Raw genomic sequence first — 17,918 nt, 5'->3', positions numbered from 1 at the left:
ACGCATGGCTGTTGCGCGTGCCTTGCCATGTGTCAGCACGCCACCTGACCGCGAGCGAGCATGGCAGCCGCGTGCGGCCGCGGGAGCGCCCTCGTCTGAGCGCTGCGAGCTCGGCAGAGTGCCCCGTGCGGAAAAGCGCAGGACGTCATCACGTCCAGCGACAGCGGCTCTGGTGAGGTGACCTTTGCCAAACACGGGTCACCCGCGCACGGCGCCCTCGACCACGCTTGATCTCAAGCCCTGCCTTCAAGGCTGGACTCACGACTTCAGACGGCGCGTGTCATCGCATCGCTGCAATGGCTTTGCGCAACCTTTCCCTCATGCGCCCTTCGGGCACCTTCTCCCGACGGGAGAAGGAAGCATGCCGCAGTCTCAGTTGCGTCGTTTTGCCCCGCAGATCACTTCACGCCCAGCTGATCCAGCACGAACGCATACGACTCGGCCAGCTCGCGGTAGCGCCGGAAACGCCCGGACTTGCCACCGTGCCCCGCCTCCATGTTGGTGCGGAACACGATCGGCTGCGTCCCGGTATTGTCATCGCGCAACTTCGCCACCCACTTGGCCGGCTCCCAGTACTGCACCTGCGAATCCCACAAGCCGGTGCCCACGAACATCGCCGGGTACGCCTGCTTGCGCACGTTGTCGTACGGTGAGTACGACAGCATGTAATCGTAGTAATCCTTCTCTTCCGGGTTGCCCCACTCGTCGTATTCGTTGGTGGTCAACGGAATGCTGGCGTCGAGCATGGTGGTCACCACATCGACAAACGGCACCTGCGCCACCAGCACGCGGTAGTCCTGCGGCGCCATGTTGGCCACCGCGCCCATCAACAGCCCACCGGCACTGCCGCCGGACGCCGCAACCCGGTCCTTGGCGACGTACCCCTGCGCCACCAGCCCGCGGGTGACGTCGATGAAATCGTTGAAGGTGTTCTTCTTGTGCAGCAACTTGCCATCGTCGTACCACTTGCGGCCCATCTCCTGGCCGCCACGGATATGCGCCAGCGCATACACCACGCCGCGATCGAGCAGGCTCACTGCAGGCAGATTGAACGCCGGGTCGGTGGACATGCCATAGCTGCCGTAGGCGTACTGGAACAACGCAGCGGTGCCGTCCTTCTTGAAGCCCTGTTTGTAGACCAGCGACACCGGCACCTTGACGCCGTCGCGCGCGGTCACCCAGACCCGCTCGGTGACGTATTTGCCCGGGTCGTAGCCGATCACCGGCTGTTGCTTGAGCAGCTTGCGTTCGCCGGTCTGCGTATTGAGTTCGTAGGTGGTCGCCGGCGTGGTCAACGAGGTGTAGCTGTAGCGCAGCCCCGCGGTGTCCGGCTCGGGATTGACCGACAGGCCCATCGAATATGCCGACTCATCGGCCTTGACGTATTCATGGCTGCCATCGCGCTTGAGCAGGCGTACACGCTCCAGGCCGCCGGAGCGTTCTTCGATGGCGGTGAAGCCGTCGAACAACTCGAAGTTTTCGATATACACGCTCTCGTCGTGCGCCACCCAGTCGGTCCACTGCTGACGCGTGGTCGCGTCGGTCGGTGCAGTCACCAGCTTGAAGTTCTCGGCGCCATCGGCGTTGGTGCGGATCACCCAACGGCCATCGAAGTGTTCTGCGCTGTATTCCACATCGCGCTCGCGCTTGGCCAGCACCTTGAAGGTGTCCGGCTTGGCCGCCAATGCGTAACGCGTTTCGGAGGACACCGTGCTTTCCACGCCGATGGTGATGTACTTGTCGTCGCGGGTGCGGCCCACGCCCATGTAGAAGCTGTCGTCCTTTTCCTCGTAGACCAGCACATCGTCCTTGGCGGGAGTGCCCAGCACATGCTTCTTGACCCGGACGGTCAGCAGTGTCTCCGGGTCGTTTTCGACATAGAACACCGTCTTGTTGTCATCGGCCCACACCAGGTTGGCCGCAACGCCTTCCACGGTATCCGGATAAATCTCGCCGGTGTCCAGGTTCTTGAAACGGATCGTGTACTGACGGCGGCCGATCGCATCGTCCGCCCAGGCAAGAATGCGGTTGTCCTGGCTGACCTCCGCCTCGCCCACGCTGAAGTAGCCCTTGCCTTGCGCCATCTGATTGACGTCCAGCAGGATTTCTTCCGGCGCTTCCATGCTGCCCTTGCGGCGCGCCTGGATCGGGTAATCCTTGCCGGCCTCGAACCGGGTGTAATACCAATAATCACGCTCGCGATACGGCACGCTGGCATCATCCTGCTTGATGCGCCCGACGATCTCGCCGTAGAGCGCATCTTCCAGCGGCTTGAGCGGCGCCATCACCTTATCGGTGTAGGCGTTCTCGGCGTTGAGGTAGGCCAGCATCGCCTTGTCCTGCCGCTTGTCGTCGCGCAGCCAGTAGTAGTCGTCGTTGCGGGTCGCACCGAACGGCGCCTTGACCACATGCGGGTGCCTGGCGACGTCTGGCGGCGTGGGGAGAGCGGCAAGTGCAGAGGATGCGGTTGTGGTCATCAGGCTGGCGATCAACAAGGTCAGGACAGGTTTCATCAGATTGGGGTCCGTCGGATGAACGCAATGCCATCCCAGCGCCCGAGTGTGGAAGAGCCCGTCGACGGACGTCATGTGTCCTAGGTCATGCTGGCCTATCATCTTCGCAATGAACTCAACGCTTTCGCCCGCGGCCGGGTACAGCCGACGCAGCCAGGACATCGCCCCATTCCATGTGATGTCGCTGCTGGCCCGCGCCAACACACTCGAACAGGCAGGTCACGATGTGATCCACCTGGAAATCGGCGAACCCGACTTCACCACCGCCGCGCCGATCGTGGCTGCCGGGCAGGCTGCCTTGGCCGCCGGGCATACCCGCTACACCGCCGCACGCGGGCTGCCCGCATTGCGCGAGGCGATTGCCGGGTTTTATGCACAACGCTACGGCTGCACCGTCGACCCGGAACGCATCCTGGTCACCCCCGGCGGCTCCGGTGCGCTGCTGCTGGCCAGCAGCCTGCTGGTGGACCCGAGCAAGCACTGGTTGCTCGCCGACCCCGGCTACCCGTGCAACCGGCACTTCCTGCGCCTGGTCGAAGGTGCCGCGCAGCTGGTGCCTGTGGGGCCCGACAGCGACTACCAGCTCACCCCGGCCCTGGTGGACGCGTGCTGGAACACCGACAGCGTAGGTGCGCTGGTCGCCTCGCCGGCAAACCCCACCGGCAGCGTGCTGTCACACGATCAATTGGCCGCGTTGTCGCATGCCGTGCGTGCACATGACGGGCATCTGGTGGTGGACGAGATCTACCATGGCCTGACCTATGGCCTGGACGCACACAGCGTGCTGGAAGTGGACGACAGTGCGTTTGTGCTGAACAGTTTTTCCAAGTACTTCGGCATGACCGGTTGGCGGCTGGGCTGGCTGATCGCGCCGCCCGACGCGGTGCCGGAGCTGGAGAAACTCGCGCAGAATCTCTACATCAGCGCCTCCACCATTGCGCAGCACGCGGCGCTTGCGTGTTTCACCCCGGACAGCATCGCTATCTTCGAAGCGCGCCGCGCGCAGTTCCAGCAACGTCGCGACTACCTGCTGCCCGCCCTGCGCGAGCTAGGCTTCACGATCGCCGTCGAACCGCAAGGCGCGTTCTACCTCTATGCCGACATCAGCGGATTTTCAGACGATGCACAGGCGTTTTGCGCGCACTTCCTGGAAACCGAACATGTGGCCTTCACCCCCGGCATCGACTTCGGTTTCCACCGCGCCAACCAGCACGTACGCATCGCCTACACGCAGAGCCTGCCACGCCTGGAGCAGGCGGTGGAGCGGATCGCGCGTGGGTTGAAGCATTTTTGATCACATAACGCGCGTTTCGCACGGCTCATCGCTGTAGCGGCATTCAGCCGCAACATCGCTCACTGCGGTCGATAAAAGCAGCTTTTTTCAGGCTCTGCGCTTTTACTTTTTGCGCTCAGGAACACCTCCTTGTGCGTGCGACCGTACCCTTATCCGCCCTTCGGGCACCTTCTCCCGGCGGGAGAAGGAAATAACAAAAAGCCCTGGACCACTCGGCCCAGGGCTTGGTTCAACGCAACACATAAAAAAGCAGATCAAGTTGAGGACTTGCTTCCAAGACCAACTCAGTCGGCCAACCGCTCCCACAGGAAGCTGTAGGCCAGCGCCGCCATATGCGCAGCCTGCGCGTTGTTGGCTGCGCCGCCGTGGCCGCCTTCGATGTTCTCGTAGTAGGTCACGTCCTTGCCGGCCTCGATCATCTTGGCCGCCATCTTGCGCGCGTGGCCCGGGTGCACGCGGTCATCGCGGGTGGAGGTGAGGAAGATCACCGGCGGGTAGGTCTTCTTCGCATCGAACAGGTGGTACGGCGAGAAGGTCTGGATGAATTTCCAGTCGTCGGTATCCGGGTTGCCGTATTCGGCCATCCATGAGGCGCCGGCCAGCAGGTGGCTGTAGCGCTTCATGTCCAGCAGCGGCACCTGCACCACCACCGCACCGAACAGCTCCGGATACTGGGTGAGCATGTTGCCGGTCATCAGGCCGCCGTTGCTGCCGCCCTGCACGCCCAGGTGCTTGGTGGAAGTGATCTTGCGCGCCACCAGGTCCTTGGCCACCGCGGCCATGTCTTCATAGGCCTTGTGGCGGTTCTGCTTGAGCGCGGCCTGGTGCCAGCGCGGGCCGTATTCGCCGCCGCCGCGGATGTTGGCCACCACGTAGACGCCCCCCTTTTCCAGCCAGGCGCGGCCCAGGCCACCGGAGTAATTGGGCGTCATCGAAATCTCAAAACCGCCATAGCCGTATAGCAACGTCGGCGTGCTGCCGTCGAGCTTGAGATCCTTCGGGCGCACCAGGAAGTACGGCACGCGGGTGCCGTCCTTGCTGGTGGCGAAGTGCTGCTCGATGCTGTCCTTGCCGGCATCGAAGAACGTCGGCATGGTCTTGAGCGGCTGCGGCGCGCTGCCCACCTCGACCCACGACAAGGTGGTGGGCGTCAGGTAGTCGGTGACGGTCAGCCACAGCGCATCGCTGTCGTCGCTGTCCACCGCGCTGACATCCACCGTGCCGAACGCGGGCGCGCCGACGAAGGCGCTCTTCTTCCAGCCGTCCTGCGACGGGGTGACCACGCTCAGGCGGTTCTTGACGTCTTCCAGCACGTTCAACACCAGGTGCGATTTGGTCCACGCCACGCCCGCCAGCGAGGTGGTCTCGGTGGGTTCGAACAGCACATCGAAGCTGCGCTTGCCGGCCATGAAGTCGTCAAAGCGCGTGGCCAGCAGCGAGCCGGCCTTGTAGGTCTTGCCACCGACCGTCCACGGCTCGCGCAACTCCAGCGTCAGCCATTGGCGCTTGACCGCCTTGCTGGCCGAATTGGGCACGTCCACCTTGACCAGCTTGCCGTCGGCGCCCTTGAGATACAGCTCGTCGTTGTAGAAGGCCAGCGTGCGACTGACGAAATCGCGCTCGAAGCCGGGCGTGTCGTCGTGCATCGCCGCGATGTACATGTCGGTCGGCTTGCCTTCGTACACCACCGCCGCGGCGCTGAGCGGGGTGCCGCGCTTCCACCGCTTGGCGATGCGCGGGTAGCCGGAGCTGGTCATGCTGCCGGCACCGAAATCGGTGAAAACATAGACCGTGTCGCGGTCGATCCAGCCCAGCCCGCCCTTGGACTCGGGACGGAAGAAGCCATCCTTGACCCACTGCTTGCTACCCAGGTCGAACTCGCGGGTGACATCGGCATCGGCGCCGCCGCGCGACAGCGCGATCAGGCAACGCTGGTACTCCGGGCGCAGGCAGTCGGCGCCGTGCCAGACCCAGTTCTCGCCCTCGGCCTTGTTGAGCGCGTCCAGGTCGAGCACCGTTTCCCACTTGGGCGCCGGCTTGCGGTATTCGTCCAGCGTGGTGCGCCGCCACAGGCCGCGCTCGTGCTGCTTGTCCTTCCAGAAGTTGTAGTAGTACGCGCCGATCTTCTGCACGCCCGGGATCTTGGCGTCCGAATCCAGCACCTCGCGGATGCTGGTTTCCATCTGCTTGAACGCCGGCGTCGTGGCCAGGCGCGCTTCGGTCTTGGCGTTCTGGGCCTTGACCCAGTCCAGCGGTTTGGCGCCGGTGACATCTTCCAGCCAGGCGTAGGGGTCGTTGGACACAGCGGTTTCCTCTGCAGAGACGGCGCCAGCGGTGATCAGGCCGGCAACCAGGCAGATCGAGGCGAACTTGGGCATGTATTTTTCCGGAAAAACCAATGCCGCAAAACCTAGCACAGCGCCTCGCCGGCCCTCCCCTGCCGAAGGTCAGGCCGCGCGCGCCGGAGCCGCCGCCCGCGAAGCCACCCGCCGGCGCTGCGCCTGCGGGCCGCGTCGGCGCGGCGCGGCCCTTCGTGCCCACGGACGCGCCAGCGTCGGCAATGCAAACCGGTGCAGGCTCCACCAGGCCAGCATCGGCATGCCTACCAGCCACAGCGGCAGCCAGCCGATCCACGCGCTGTGCCCGCGCGCGGCCGGCCACACCAGCACCAGGGCCAGCCCGGCCAGGGCGATCTGCCGGACCGGGCGCAGCACGCGCGGGTCGGGGCGTTCGGAAAGACGGGAAGAACGATGCGACATGGCGGCACTCCGTGGCAGAAGGGATCGGAACAGGCGCGCAGCATTGCCTGCGTCCATCTCACCGACTGCGACCTGGATACTGGGATCTCCAGGCGCTGGGGCGGGTGCTGCGCGGGGCCTGGGCGGCGGCGGACGGCTGGTCGGCGCCGTTCGGCGGCGGCATGTGGCGATCGTGGGCGCGTCGGGTGGGCTGGCGGGGATTCGGGGTCCGGGGTTCGGACACTCGCGCGCTTGGGGCAACGCCATTCGCACCGCCCCGTCGCATTGCCGAGATGCGGCAGCGCTGGCCTGTCAGCGAGAAGGTAGCCGACGGCACCGATGCGCGTTCAATGCGTCGATCGGCCAGCTAGGACGCCTGTCCAACGTCGCACCTCGCCACCGCAGCACGATATGCGGCCCCGTCAACGCGGCATGGGCACCGCGACGTTGTTCCAGCCATGCGCAGCAATGTCCTTGGCCGGACTGACCAGTACTCGCTGCCTACGCGTCACCCGCCGTTCGGGGCGCCAGCGGCTGCCGTTGGGCCGGTGGCGCGCGCCAGGCCCGACCGTTGACGCGAACTTGCCCCCTGCATGCGGTAGTGTGCTGCACCTACCGCTCCTTTGTGATGTTGCGATGCGCCTGACCGTTACGATCGCCCTCGCTTTCCTGCTCGTCCTCGGCCTGCCCGTGGCGCATGCCAGGGACACGTCCACCACCGAGCCGGCGATCGATCTGTCCAAGATCATGGGTACCTGGTATGTGATTGCGCGCATGCCCAACGCGGTCGAGCGCGGCCACGTGACCAGCCGCGACGAATACACCCTGGTCGAAGACGGCAAGGTGGCGGTGCGCTATCTGTATCGCGAAGGCTTCAGCGAGCCGGAAAAGGAAGTCAACGCACGCGCGTCGGTGGATGCAGAGAGCGGCAATCGCGACTGGCGGGTGTGGTTCTACAAGGTGATCCCGGCCAAGCAACGCATCCTGGAAATCGCACCGGATGGTTCCTGGATGCTGATCTCCTACCCCGGCCGCGACCTGGCCTGGATCTTCGCGCGCAAGCCGGACATGAGCCGCGACCAGTACCGCACCCTGGTCAACAAGATGCGCGACGACTATTCCATCTACACCGACAAACTCAAGCGGGTGCCGCAGCTGCGTGAACAGGTGGGCCGCCTGGGCTTTGAAGTGCCGAACGAGCGCTAAGCCGGCTGCCGTTACGCTGCGGCAGCAAGCCTGTCTCTGTGCAGCGAGTGCATCGTCCGCGCGTGGCGTGCACGCACAGTGGCGGAGGCACCGGCTACCGGCGCCGCGCGCGGGCGAACCCCGTCAGCAGCGTGCCTGCGTTGAAGAGATGGCCCGTGACCCTGGATGTCGCTAGCGAGCCGCCCAACAGGTGCACAAGACGCCTGCGCAGAGGCGTCCAGTCTGGCTCAGTCGTAGTTGCTCAATGCCAGCGACAGCAGCGCCTTGGCCTGCTCGCGCAGCGAGACCGGCTCGACGATCTCAGCGTCCGACCCGTAATGCAGCACGTCCATCAGCAATTCGCGCGAATTGCTGTACGGCAATCTGAGCTCGTAGCGGCCATCGGGCATGAAACGGCCCTGCTGCTTGGAATGCCAATGTTCGTCGGCCACCCAGCGCGCGGCCTTGGCGCTGAACACGATGGTCGCCCAGCCCTTGGGCGCGCCGGAAAAGATGCCGTAACTGGCCGCGAGCTGCTCATCTAGCTCGCTGTCGGGCACATCGCGCGGCGCGGCATCGAGCAGACGCGCGTGGTTGATGCGGTCCACCGCAAAGCTCCGCACGCCGTCGCGGCCGTGGTCCCAGGCATCCAGGTACCAGTTGTCGCGGTAATGGGTGATGCGCTGCGGCGACACGGTGCGCTTGGTCGACTCGTCGGTGGAGCGCGCGCGGTAATCGAAGCTCAGCTGCTTGCGCTCCAGCACGCCGGAAGCCACCGTGCGGAAGCTGGCTTCGTCCAGCTTGCGGCCGCGGTGCGGAATCACCCGCACCCGATCCACTGGCCACTGCGATACGCCCGCCTGGGCGGCCAACAGGCCTTCGATGCGTTGCTGCAGCGGCGCCAGCATCGAGGACAGCACACCGCCACCGGTGCGTGCGAGCAACTGCTGCGAGGCCAGCAGCGCGTGCAGCTCTTCCGAGCTCAGCCACAGGCCGGGCAGTTCGAACCGATCGCTCTCGCCGGACAGATACCGGAAGCCCGATTCGCCATCGCCTTCCACCGGCGCCATCAGCGCATCGCGCAGAAACGCCAGGTCGCGGTACACGGTGGCACGGGAACAGCTCAGCTCATCCTGCAGCCGCGCCACCGTGACCGGGTAGCGCGCCGATTTGAGCAAGCGATGCAGGGAGTTGATGCGTTCATAGCGGTCCATGCGCCGATTATGTCCGAGTCTTCGCGCGACGGGGTGAGCGTGGCACCTGTGCCGTGGTGCGGCGGGTGCCCGCGGGCGCGTGGTGTGCTGGAGGCGCTGCCGGCAGACGCGCCTTCTGGCGGCTGGCGTGCGAGCTTGGTGGCAGCGCGATCCAACCATGGCCCGGTGCCAGGGATCCAGGCACAGGTGCTGCGGGCACCGTGGTGGGTTCCAGCAGCGTGGCGGCAACCAAACCCGTATGCCGAGCTCAAGCGAAACGCACGCACCAGCATCCCAACCGCCAATGAAGCGTGGCGTTCACCCGGTTATGACGGACCGCACAGTCCGTTATCATGAAATCGCTTCCACCCTCCTGCCCTGCCCTCAAGCGAGCCGCCCATGTCCCGCCGTGCCCCGTTGTCTGCCTTGCTGCCGTTGTTGTTGATCACGCCCGCCGTCTGGGCCCAGGCAGTTGCACCAACGCCGGTGGACCCCGCCGCGGCGGTGATGCCATCGCCCTGGGGCGGCAGCAGCGGCGAGCTTGGCTACGCCGCCGCGCATGGCAACAGCACCACCGACAGCCTGAACGGCCGCATCCGCCTGCGCTATACCGACGGCGACTGGATCCACAGCCTGGATGCCACCGCGCTGCGCTCGAGCTCGGAATACACCAACACCAATGACGACGGCAGCACCACGCGCGAGCGCCAGACCACCGCCGAGCGTTACACCGGCAGCGCCGGCAGCGCATTGCAGCTGGGCGAACACCGCCAACTCACCGCCACCGGCCGCTATGAACACGACGACTTCGCTACCTACGATCGCCTGGCCACCTTCGGCATCGGCTACGGCACACGCCTGATCAACGCCGACCGGTTCTATCTGGACGCGCAGGTGGGCCCGGGTATCCGCCGCGCACACAACAGCGACGAGGACCGCAACGAGACCGGCCTGATCGGGCGCGGCCTGTTCGACCTGAAGTACACCGTCACCGACAACACCGACCTGATCAACACGCTGCTGGTGGAATCGGGCGAATACAACACCTATGCGCAGAACGACTTCGGCGTGCAGGTGAGCATGAACTCGCATTTCGCGCTGAAGGCGGCCTGGCAGATGCGCCATAACAGCGAAGTCAGCGATGGCGACAAGAAGACCGACACGCTGACTACGGTCAACCTGGTCTATACCTTCAAGTAAACAACCCGCAAATGTAGGAGCGGACCTGGCCGCGAAGGGCTTTCCCGGTGAAGCCTCTCGCGGCCAAGGCCGCTCCTACGAAGAGCGGCGACTTGCCGGATAGGCCTGGCCGAGGCGGCGGTCGATCGGTCCCACGTTCGAATCCGCAACTGCGCCCTGTAGGAGCGGACCTGGCCGCGAGGGCTTTCCCGGTGAAGCCTCGTGGCCAAGGCCGCTCCTACGAAGAGCGGCGCCCTGCCGGATAGGCCTGGCCGAGGCGGTGGTCGATCGGTCCCACGTTCGAATCCGCAACTGCGCCCCTGTAGGAGCGGCCCTGGCCGCGAGGGCTTTACCGCGGTAACGCCCCTCGCGGCCAGGGCCGCTCCTACGAGGCAGATGTCTGTTTCCGGGCCCGGGTCAGAGCTCGGCCAGCAGCTGCGCGGCACCCTTGTCGAACAGGCCCTGCGCGACGCGGCGGCCGAGGTCTTCTGTCTCTGCAGCGCTGCCATGGGCATCGGCGTGGATCAGGCGTCCGTCGCTGGCGCTGCCGACCATGCCCTGCAGGTATAGGCCTTCGCCTTCCCAGCGGGCGAATGCTGCCACCGGGACGTGGCAGCTGCCGTGCAACGCGCGGTTCATCGCGCGCTCGGCTTCCACGCAGACGCGGGTGGCGGGCGCGTCCAGCACCGCCAGCAGACGGTGGACACGCGCATCGTCGCCACGGCACTCCACCGCCACTGCGCCCTGCGCCGGAGCCGGCAACCATTCCGGCGCGTCCAATCGCGCACTGATGCGCGCATCCAGACCCAGCCGCTGCAGGCCGGCACAGGCCAGCACGATGGCGTCGTAGCCGCCGTTATCCAGCTTGGCCAGACGCGTATTGACGTTGCCGCGCAGGTCGATCAGCTCAAGATCCGGGCGCGCGGCGCGCAGCTGCGCCTGGCGACGCAACGACGAGGTGCCCACGCGTGCGCCCAGCGGCAAGGCCTGCAGGCTTGCGTAGAGGTTGGACACCAGCGCATCGGCAGCATCACCGCGGCCCAGAATCGCCGGCAGCACGAATGGGGCGTCCAGCTCCATCGGCACGTCCTTCAGCGAATGCACCGCGCAGTCGGCCTCGCCGCGCAGCATGGCCAGCTCCAGCTCCTTCAGGAACAGGCCCTTGCCGCCGATCGCCGCCAGCGAGCGGTCCAGCACCTCGTCGCCGCGGGTGCTCATCGGCACCAGCGTAACCTCCAGGCCGGGATGGTGCTGGCGCAGCGCGGCGGCGACGTGTTCGCTCTGCCATAAGGCGAGCGGGCTCTTGCGGGTAGCGATGCGGAGCGTGGTCATCCACCCATTATCGCGGAGCCGGCGCGTAACTCATACACACCCCGCAACAGAAGGACTGAGGCGACGGCATGGCCGCCAGCGCGCGGCGCCGCAGGCTGGCGCCAGCCTGCGGCACATGGAGAGATCAGCGCTAGAGCGGTGCAACCGATGACGCCCGAGACCGCGGAGCAGATTCCGGCGGTGGCAGCGTCATCTTTCGGCGAAGGACTCGCTCGTCCGCCGTCAGCGGCGCACCGTGTCTGCGCGTACGCTCCGCTCCATCCGGCCCACGGCGATTGGCCTGCTCTGGCGCAGTCGTTCGCGCAGTCTGGCTACGCTGCGTCGCCGCACTTCCAGCAGCTGCGCCACGTTGCGCTACACCGCGTGCGCCGTCGATGACTGCTGCGGCACAGCTCCACCCGCCATCGCCCGCTGCTCCGTGCCGTGCTGCTCCAGCCGGCCCACTGCGATCCACCTGCGCTAGCGCAGTTGTTCGCGCAGGCTGGCCACGCAACGGCGGCTCACTTCCAGGGGCTGCGGCACGTTGCGCAGCACTGCGTGCACCTGGCCATCGCTGCTGCGGCGCAGTTCCACCAGTTCGTCGCGAGCGACCAGGCAGTTGCGATGGATGCGCACCAGACGGTCGGCAAATTCGTCCTCCAATGACTTGAGCGACTCTTCGATCAGGTCTTCGCCCCGGGCGTGATGGACGATGACGTACTTTTCCTCGGCCTGCAGGTAACGAATGTCGCCGACGGGGATCAACCGCAGGCTGCCGCGCAGACGGGCGCACAAATGCGTGCGCAGCGGGGCCTGCGCGGCACTGGGCGCGCGGCCGGCCAGGAAGGTGGCCACCTTTTCCAGCGCAGACGCCAAGCGTTCCGGGCGCACCGGCTTCATCAGGTAATCCAGCGCGGCCGCGTCGAAGGCGGATAGCGCGTGCTGGTCGTAGGCGGTGCAGAACACCACCGCCGGAGGCGGCTGGCGTTGCCGCAGCAGGCGGGCGGTTTCCAGCCCGTCCACCCCGGGCATGGCGATATCCAGCAGCACCAGATCCGGGTGCAGGTGTTCGCACTGCTGCAGCACCTGCGCGCCGTTTTCGGCCTCGCCGATCACCTCGACCTGCGGATGCTCGGCCAGCAGCATGCGCAGGCGCTCGCGCGCCAGTGGCTCGTCATCGGCGATCAGCACCCGCACTTGCGTGGCCGTCATGGGCTCCCCCTCGCTGCAGTGACTTTCCCCTCACGGCAGCGGCAATGTGATCTCGCAGGCATAGTAGCCTTCAGTCCAGCTGGCCGCCATCCGTGCCCCCGCCCCGAACTGGAACGCCAGCCGGTGCGAGATGCTGGCCTGGGCGTGGCCGGCACCGGCCAGCAGCGGCAACTGGGTGCCCGGTTGCGGGGCGGGGTTGACGATGCGGATCTGCAGCTGGTTGCCGCGCTGGCGCAACGACAGGTACAGCGTACCGCCCTCGGGCATGCGCGACACGCCATGCAGCACGGCGTTTTCGACCAATGGTTGCAGCACCAGGCGCGGCATCGGCAGTTCCCAGGGCAACGGCTCCTGGCGGTGCCAGCGCACCTGCAGGCGCTCGCCCAGGCGCAGCGATTCGATCGCCAGATAGCGTTCGGCCAGTTCGCATTCGGCGCGCAGGGTGGACAGGCCCTCGCCGGCCCCCAGCGCGGCGCGGAACAGGTCCGACAGGTCCAGCACGGCCTGCTCGGCCACCACCGGGTCACGGCGCAGCAGGCTGGCGATCAGATTCATGCTGTTGAACAAAAAATGCGGCCGAATGCGCGCCTGCAGGGCATCGGCCTCGGCGCGCGCGTTGGCCTGCACCTGCGCCTCCCAGCGGTCGCTGACGTAGAAATAGCGCAGCGCCAGCGCGGTGATCAGCACCACCGTGGCGGCACTGCCCAGGGTGAACCGCCAGAAGCCGACCAGGCGGCCAAGCGGGGCCTGGTCCAGCACCGCGTACAGGCCGTGCACGATCCCGGCACCGAGCATCGCCACGACCGCGGCGATCGACAGCGCGGCCAGCCCGCCCAGCCTGGGCGGCAAGCGCGACAACCAGGGCCGCAACACGCATAGCAGCACGCTGACCGCCAGGGCCAGCCACAGCGCCAGGCCGCTGGCCGAGATGAAGCGCGACAGGGTGATACCGCGCGCGGCGCCGGCGTCGGGCACCAGGGTCACCACCAGCACCACCAGTTCGGCCAGGCCCAGCATCGCGCCCAGCCGGGGCAGCCGGCACAGGTCCGGCATCCAGGCGATCTGTGGCGCGCGCTGGGCCATTGGGCTCAGGCGGCGGTGAAGCGCGCCTGCATCCAGTCGCGCAGGGCCTCGATCTCTTCCAGACAGACCTGGTGCCCCATCGGGTAGGTGTGCCACTCCAGTGCAAAGCCCAGCGTGCGCAAGGTCTGCATGCTGGCCTGGCCGGCCGCGAACGGCACCACCGGGTCGGCGGTGCCATGGGCCATGAACAGCGGTTGGCGCAGGGCCGCCGGCTGCAACTGGCTGGCGGCCGCGGCCGGATCCGGCAGATAGGTGGACAGGGCGATCAGCCCGGCCAGCGGCACGCTGCGCTGCAGGCCGACGGCCAGGGTCACCGCGCCGCCTTGCGAAAAGCCGGCCAGCAGGATGCGCTCAGGCGCGATGCCGCGGCTTTGCTCATGGGCAATCAGGGCGTCGACCTGGGCCACCGATTCGGCAATGCCGGCCTTGTCGGCGCGCTGGGCGAAATCCATGCCGACGATGTCGTACCAGCCGCGCATGCGCACGCCGTTGTTGATGGTGATCGGGCGGATCGGCGCATGCGGGAACACGAAGCGCAGCGCCGGCCATTGCGGGCGCACCAGCTCCGGCACCATCGGGGCGAAATCGCTGCCATCGGCGCCCAGCCCGTGCAGCCACAGCACGCTCCATTGCGGGTTCGGTCCGGTCTCGCGTTCGATCACTTCCAGCATCATCCAGCTCCGCTTGGGGGCCGGGCATTATGCCCTGCGCGCCGGATCGGCCCGATCACGCCAGGGCCGGACCGCCGCAGCGCAGGACCGGAAGCGGGCATATGGGTCTGCAGCGATCGGCGCGCGCGCCGGGGCACGCGCCGGTCCGCTGTGGCGGATCGCCCCTGCGGGCACTCAGATCAGCGAGGGTTCCAGCGCCGCGGCGCGGCGCAGCTCGGACGCACGCACCAGCACCTTGGGCGGGTCAAGTTCTTCGGGGATGCAGAAGATGCCGGCACGGCGCAACGCCAGGCCGGAACGGCGCAGCGAGGTCAGCGCCACCACCGGGATCGACAACGCCATGCCCACGATCACCGGCGCCATCCAGGCCGCCAGCGACGGCGACACCGTGTAGGCCACCGCGCCCATGAACAGGCCGAACACGGTCAGCCCGCCATAGCTACGCAGCAAGGCCGGCCACGACAGCTTGCCGTCGTCGCGCACCTGGGCGTCCCAACCGGAATCCTTGCCGGCCAGCACTTCGAACACGCCGCGCGACTGCAGGTACATCACCACCGGCGCCATCAAGGCAGCCAGCACGGTTTCCAGCAGGATGCTCAGCATGGCGCGGATGGCGCCGCCACAGGCGCGCAGTTCGCGCGGGTTGAGCAGCAGGGCGATATAGCCCAGCAGCTTGGGCGCCAGCAGCACGAACATGGTGCAGACGAAGATCCAGATCGCATTGCCCTGGCTGCTGCCGTGCCAGTAGCGCGCCGGCGAGAACGGCAGGTTGCCGGCCAGATCGATGCCGCCGCCCGCCAGCGGAATGCCGATGCCGATCAGCATCAGCAGGCCCCACATCGGCGCGGTGAAATAATGGCCGATGCCGATCAGCATGTGCATGCGGCTGATCCAGTGCAGGCCCTTGGCGCCGACCACCTTGGCATGCTGCAGGTTGCCCTGGCACCAGCGGCGGTCGCGGATCAGCAGGTCGGTGAGCGTGGGCGGGCCTTCTTCATAGCTACCCTGCAGGTACGGCACCATGTGCATGGCCCAGCCGCCACGGCGCATCAGCGCCGCTTCGACGAAGTCGTGGCTGAGCACATGCCCGCCGAACGGCTTGCGCCCGCGCAGCGACGGCAGGCCGGCATGATCGGCGAAGGCCTGGGTGCGGATGATGGCGTTGTGGCCCCAGTAGTTGCTCTCGGCGCCATGCCACCAGGCCACGCCGAAGGCGATGATCGGCCCGTACACGCGGCCGCCGAATTGCTGCATGCGGGCGAACAGGGTCTGGCCATTGACCACGGCCGGCAGGGTCTGGATCAGGCCCACGTCCGGGTTGTTTTCCATGCCGGCAACCAGCCGCACGATGGTGTCGCCGGTCATCACGCTGTCGGCGTCCAGGATCAGCATCTGCGGGTAGCTGCCACCGAAACGGCGCACCCAGTCGGCCACGTTGCCGGCCTTGCGCGCGGCATTGTCGGCGCGGCGGCGGTAGAAGATGCGGCCGTGCCCCTCGACGCGGTCGCACAGTTCTTTGTAGACCAGTTCTTCGGCACGCCCGATGTGGTCGCGGGTGGTGTCGCTGAGCACGAAGAAATCGAAGTGCTCCAGCTGGCCGGTTTCGGCCACCGATTCGTAGATGGCCTGCAGGCCTGCCAGCAGGCGGCGCGGGTCTTCGTTATACGTCGGCATCAGCAGCGCGGTGCGCGAGCGCAGCGTGGGCAGCGGCTGCTCGGGGTCGATGCCGAGCTTGCGCCCGGCGCGCGCCACCACGGTGACGAAACCGGCCACCGCGCTGGCAAACGACATGGCGATCCAGGCGAACAACAGCACGAACAGGCCGAGCAGGCAGCCTTCCAGCACGCTGATGCCGTCGGGCCACAGCACGCTGAGCATCACCCATACCGCAATGGCCGTAGTGGCGAAGGTGCCGCCAATCAGATAGAAGCGGCGCACACCGATGCCCACCGGCGAGGTGCGCTGGTGGCGAACCTGCAGGCTGCCTTCGCGCAGGCTTTGTTCGGGCATCGCCAAGGGCGCTTCCGGCGGCAGCGTAGGCTGGCCGGCATCGAGGGCGGAAACGGAAGAGACTGCGGTTGGTGCGGGGGGAAGAGTCACGGTGCCGTCCATCAAGGCTGCCCGCCGCACGCTGGCGGCAGTAAGGGCTGATGCGGGAGGTCCATCCCCGCAACGCGTAGCGACGTTGCCAGGTGCACCGCATGCAGGACGTGCCCGGCGGCGTGCGACCAGGTCGCAGTGTTGGCAGCTATGAAACCACTCCGATGCACAAACTCTCCTGGCGGCGACGCAACGTCGCGGCTCATCCTAAAGAATCGACCGTTAAAGGAAGCGAAGGCCATTGTGCAGTCTTCGCCCCTCCCGACGAGGACCGCGCGGCAGACTACGACGTGACGACCGAACGCAACCCCAACAGATTGCAGCCTGGCCCACGCGCTGTCACGGGCTGGTGGCCGGGCTGTCATACCGCAAGACTGCAAGTGGCGTGCCATGAGGCGCAATCGGTTGCAGCGACGGGGCCTTGGCGTCGGGCCGCTGGATGCGGTCAAGCCAGACGTTGAAGCGTGGCTGGTCGGCTGATTGTTGAAACCACTGCGCACCGACTGCAGACACAGCGCACCGACCATCGTGACTGGTCCTTGCCCGCCCCCGTCGCCGGACCCTGTGGCGGCATGGATGCTGCCACGAAGCTATAGGGATGTACTTGCGGCGTGTCCTGCGATGGTGGGCGGGCAAGGGCCCTGCAGCAACGGCGCACACGGTCCGCTCTCTGCCTGGTCTACCAGTAATTGGGCAATCAGGCAGCGACGACTGCATCGTGCGTCTCGCGATCGCTTGGCTATCTTCAAGTCTGTCGAGGGCGCGGTGCCCTCGCCGCTCGCGGGACACGCCGTAAACCCATCCATGGGGGCTCGGTGGCGGCATCCATGCCGCCACACGGTCCCGCAATCGGTGAGGACACCACGCTAGAAAGTTGGCTGGCGGTTTTGTTGAAAAGCAAAGACACCGCGTCGCACGGTGTGCTGGTTGCTGTTGAAATCTATGCACACCGACCATCTCGACTGGTCCTTGCCCGCCCACCGTCGCGGGACCCTTGGCGGCATGGATGCCGCTACGGAGCTACATGGACGTACTTGCAGCGTGTCCCGCGATGGTGGGCGGGCAAGGGCCCTGCAGCAAAGGCGCAGATGATCAGCTCTCCGCCTGATCTGTTCGTAGTGAACAATCAGGTTGAGACCCATGCGCTGTGCGCATCGTGATCGCTCGGCTGTCTTCAAGTCTGGTCGAGGGCGCGGTGCCCTCACCGCTCGCGGGACACGCCGTAAACCCGTCCATGGGGGCTCGGTGGCGGCATCCATGCCGCCACACGGTCCCGCAATCGGCAAGGACACCACGCCAGACAGTTGGTTGGTGGTTTTGTCGAAGAGCAAAGGTCACCGGGCAGCCAGCTTGCGAGTCGCTGTTGAGATCCATGCGGACCGACCATCTCCACTGGTCCTTGCCCGCCCACCGTCGCGGGACCCTTGGCGGCATGGATG

The 17,918-nt window shown here is 66.6% G+C and carries 12 protein-coding genes; 3 read left to right on the top strand and 9 right to left on the bottom strand.

Annotated features, from left to right (window positions below; genetic code table 11):
* Positions 1–398: 398 nt before the first annotated feature.
* Positions 399–2,513, bottom strand: coding sequence for a S9 family peptidase (locus tag OZ10_RS14305; protein ID WP_039565529.1), 2,115 nt, complete (start codon positions 2,511–2,513; stop codon positions 399–401).
* A 109-nt stretch (positions 2,514–2,622) separates the two neighbouring features.
* Between OZ10_RS14305 and OZ10_RS14300 the strand changes: the two genes are divergently transcribed.
* On the top strand, positions 2,623–3,807 hold the full coding sequence (locus OZ10_RS14300) for a pyridoxal phosphate-dependent aminotransferase (protein WP_039414856.1): 1,185 nt from the start codon (positions 2,623–2,625) through the stop codon (positions 3,805–3,807).
* Between the two features lie 284 nt (positions 3,808–4,091).
* On the opposite strand, the gene OZ10_RS14295 is transcribed toward OZ10_RS14300, so the two are convergent.
* Together OZ10_RS14295 and OZ10_RS14290 are read right to left on the bottom strand one after the other, a co-directional pair.
* A complete protein-coding gene (locus OZ10_RS14295) occupies positions 4,092–6,185 on the bottom strand; it encodes a prolyl oligopeptidase family serine peptidase (RefSeq protein ID WP_039565526.1) in 2,094 nt (697 codons plus the stop codon).
* A 69-nt stretch (positions 6,186–6,254) separates the two neighbouring features.
* Positions 6,255–6,566, bottom strand: a complete 312-nt coding sequence (locus OZ10_RS14290; RefSeq protein WP_039414866.1) for a hypothetical protein — start codon at positions 6,564–6,566, stop codon at positions 6,255–6,257.
* Positions 6,567–7,181: 615 nt separating this feature from the next.
* On the opposite strand from OZ10_RS14290, the gene OZ10_RS14285 reads away from it, so the two are divergent.
* Positions 7,182–7,751 carry a lipocalin family protein gene (locus tag OZ10_RS14285; RefSeq protein WP_039415704.1) on the top strand — a complete coding sequence of 190 codons (570 nt, stop codon included), beginning with the start codon at positions 7,182–7,184 and terminating at the stop codon, positions 7,749–7,751.
* Positions 7,752–7,978: 227 nt separating this feature from the next.
* On the opposite strand, the gene OZ10_RS14280 is transcribed toward OZ10_RS14285, so the two are convergent.
* A complete protein-coding gene (locus tag OZ10_RS14280; RefSeq protein WP_039565524.1) occupies positions 7,979–8,944 on the bottom strand; it encodes a helix-turn-helix transcriptional regulator in 966 nt (321 codons plus the stop codon).
* 378 nt (positions 8,945–9,322) lie between these two features.
* Between OZ10_RS14280 and OZ10_RS14275 the strand changes: the two genes are divergently transcribed.
* Entirely contained in the window at positions 9,323–10,123 is an 801-nt protein-coding gene (locus OZ10_RS14275; RefSeq protein WP_039415146.1) for a DUF481 domain-containing protein, read from the top strand.
* A 396-nt stretch (positions 10,124–10,519) separates the two neighbouring features.
* Here OZ10_RS14275 and hemC read toward each other — a convergent pair whose 3' ends face one another.
* The 5 genes from hemC to mdoH form a co-directional block, all read right to left on the bottom strand.
* Positions 10,520–11,434, bottom strand: a complete 915-nt coding sequence (gene hemC, locus OZ10_RS14270) for a hydroxymethylbilane synthase (RefSeq protein WP_039565521.1) — start codon at positions 11,432–11,434, stop codon at positions 10,520–10,522.
* 459 nt (positions 11,435–11,893) lie between these two features.
* Entirely contained in the window at positions 11,894–12,625 is a 732-nt protein-coding gene (locus OZ10_RS14265) for a LytR/AlgR family response regulator transcription factor (RefSeq protein WP_039415151.1), read from the bottom strand.
* 30 nt (positions 12,626–12,655) lie between these two features.
* Entirely contained in the window at positions 12,656–13,708 is a 1,053-nt protein-coding gene (locus OZ10_RS14260) for a sensor histidine kinase (protein ID WP_039415154.1), read from the bottom strand.
* A 5-nt stretch (positions 13,709–13,713) separates the two neighbouring features.
* Positions 13,714–14,382 carry an alpha/beta hydrolase gene (locus OZ10_RS14255; protein WP_039415156.1) on the bottom strand — a complete coding sequence of 223 codons (669 nt, stop codon included), beginning with the start codon at positions 14,380–14,382 and terminating at the stop codon, positions 13,714–13,716.
* A gap of 171 nt (positions 14,383–14,553) precedes the next feature.
* Positions 14,554–16,491 carry a glucans biosynthesis glucosyltransferase MdoH gene (gene mdoH, locus OZ10_RS14250; RefSeq protein ID WP_039415158.1) on the bottom strand — a complete coding sequence of 646 codons (1,938 nt, stop codon included), beginning with the start codon at positions 16,489–16,491 and terminating at the stop codon, positions 14,554–14,556.
* Positions 16,492–17,918: the final 1,427 nt, after the last annotated feature.

This window comes from Xanthomonas cannabis pv. cannabis (assembly GCF_000802365.1).
Classification (GTDB): Bacteria; Pseudomonadota; Gammaproteobacteria; order Xanthomonadales; family Xanthomonadaceae; genus Xanthomonas; species Xanthomonas cannabis.
Note: the sequence above shows the minus strand (reverse complement) of the source record. Positions and strands in the feature narration are given on the sequence as shown.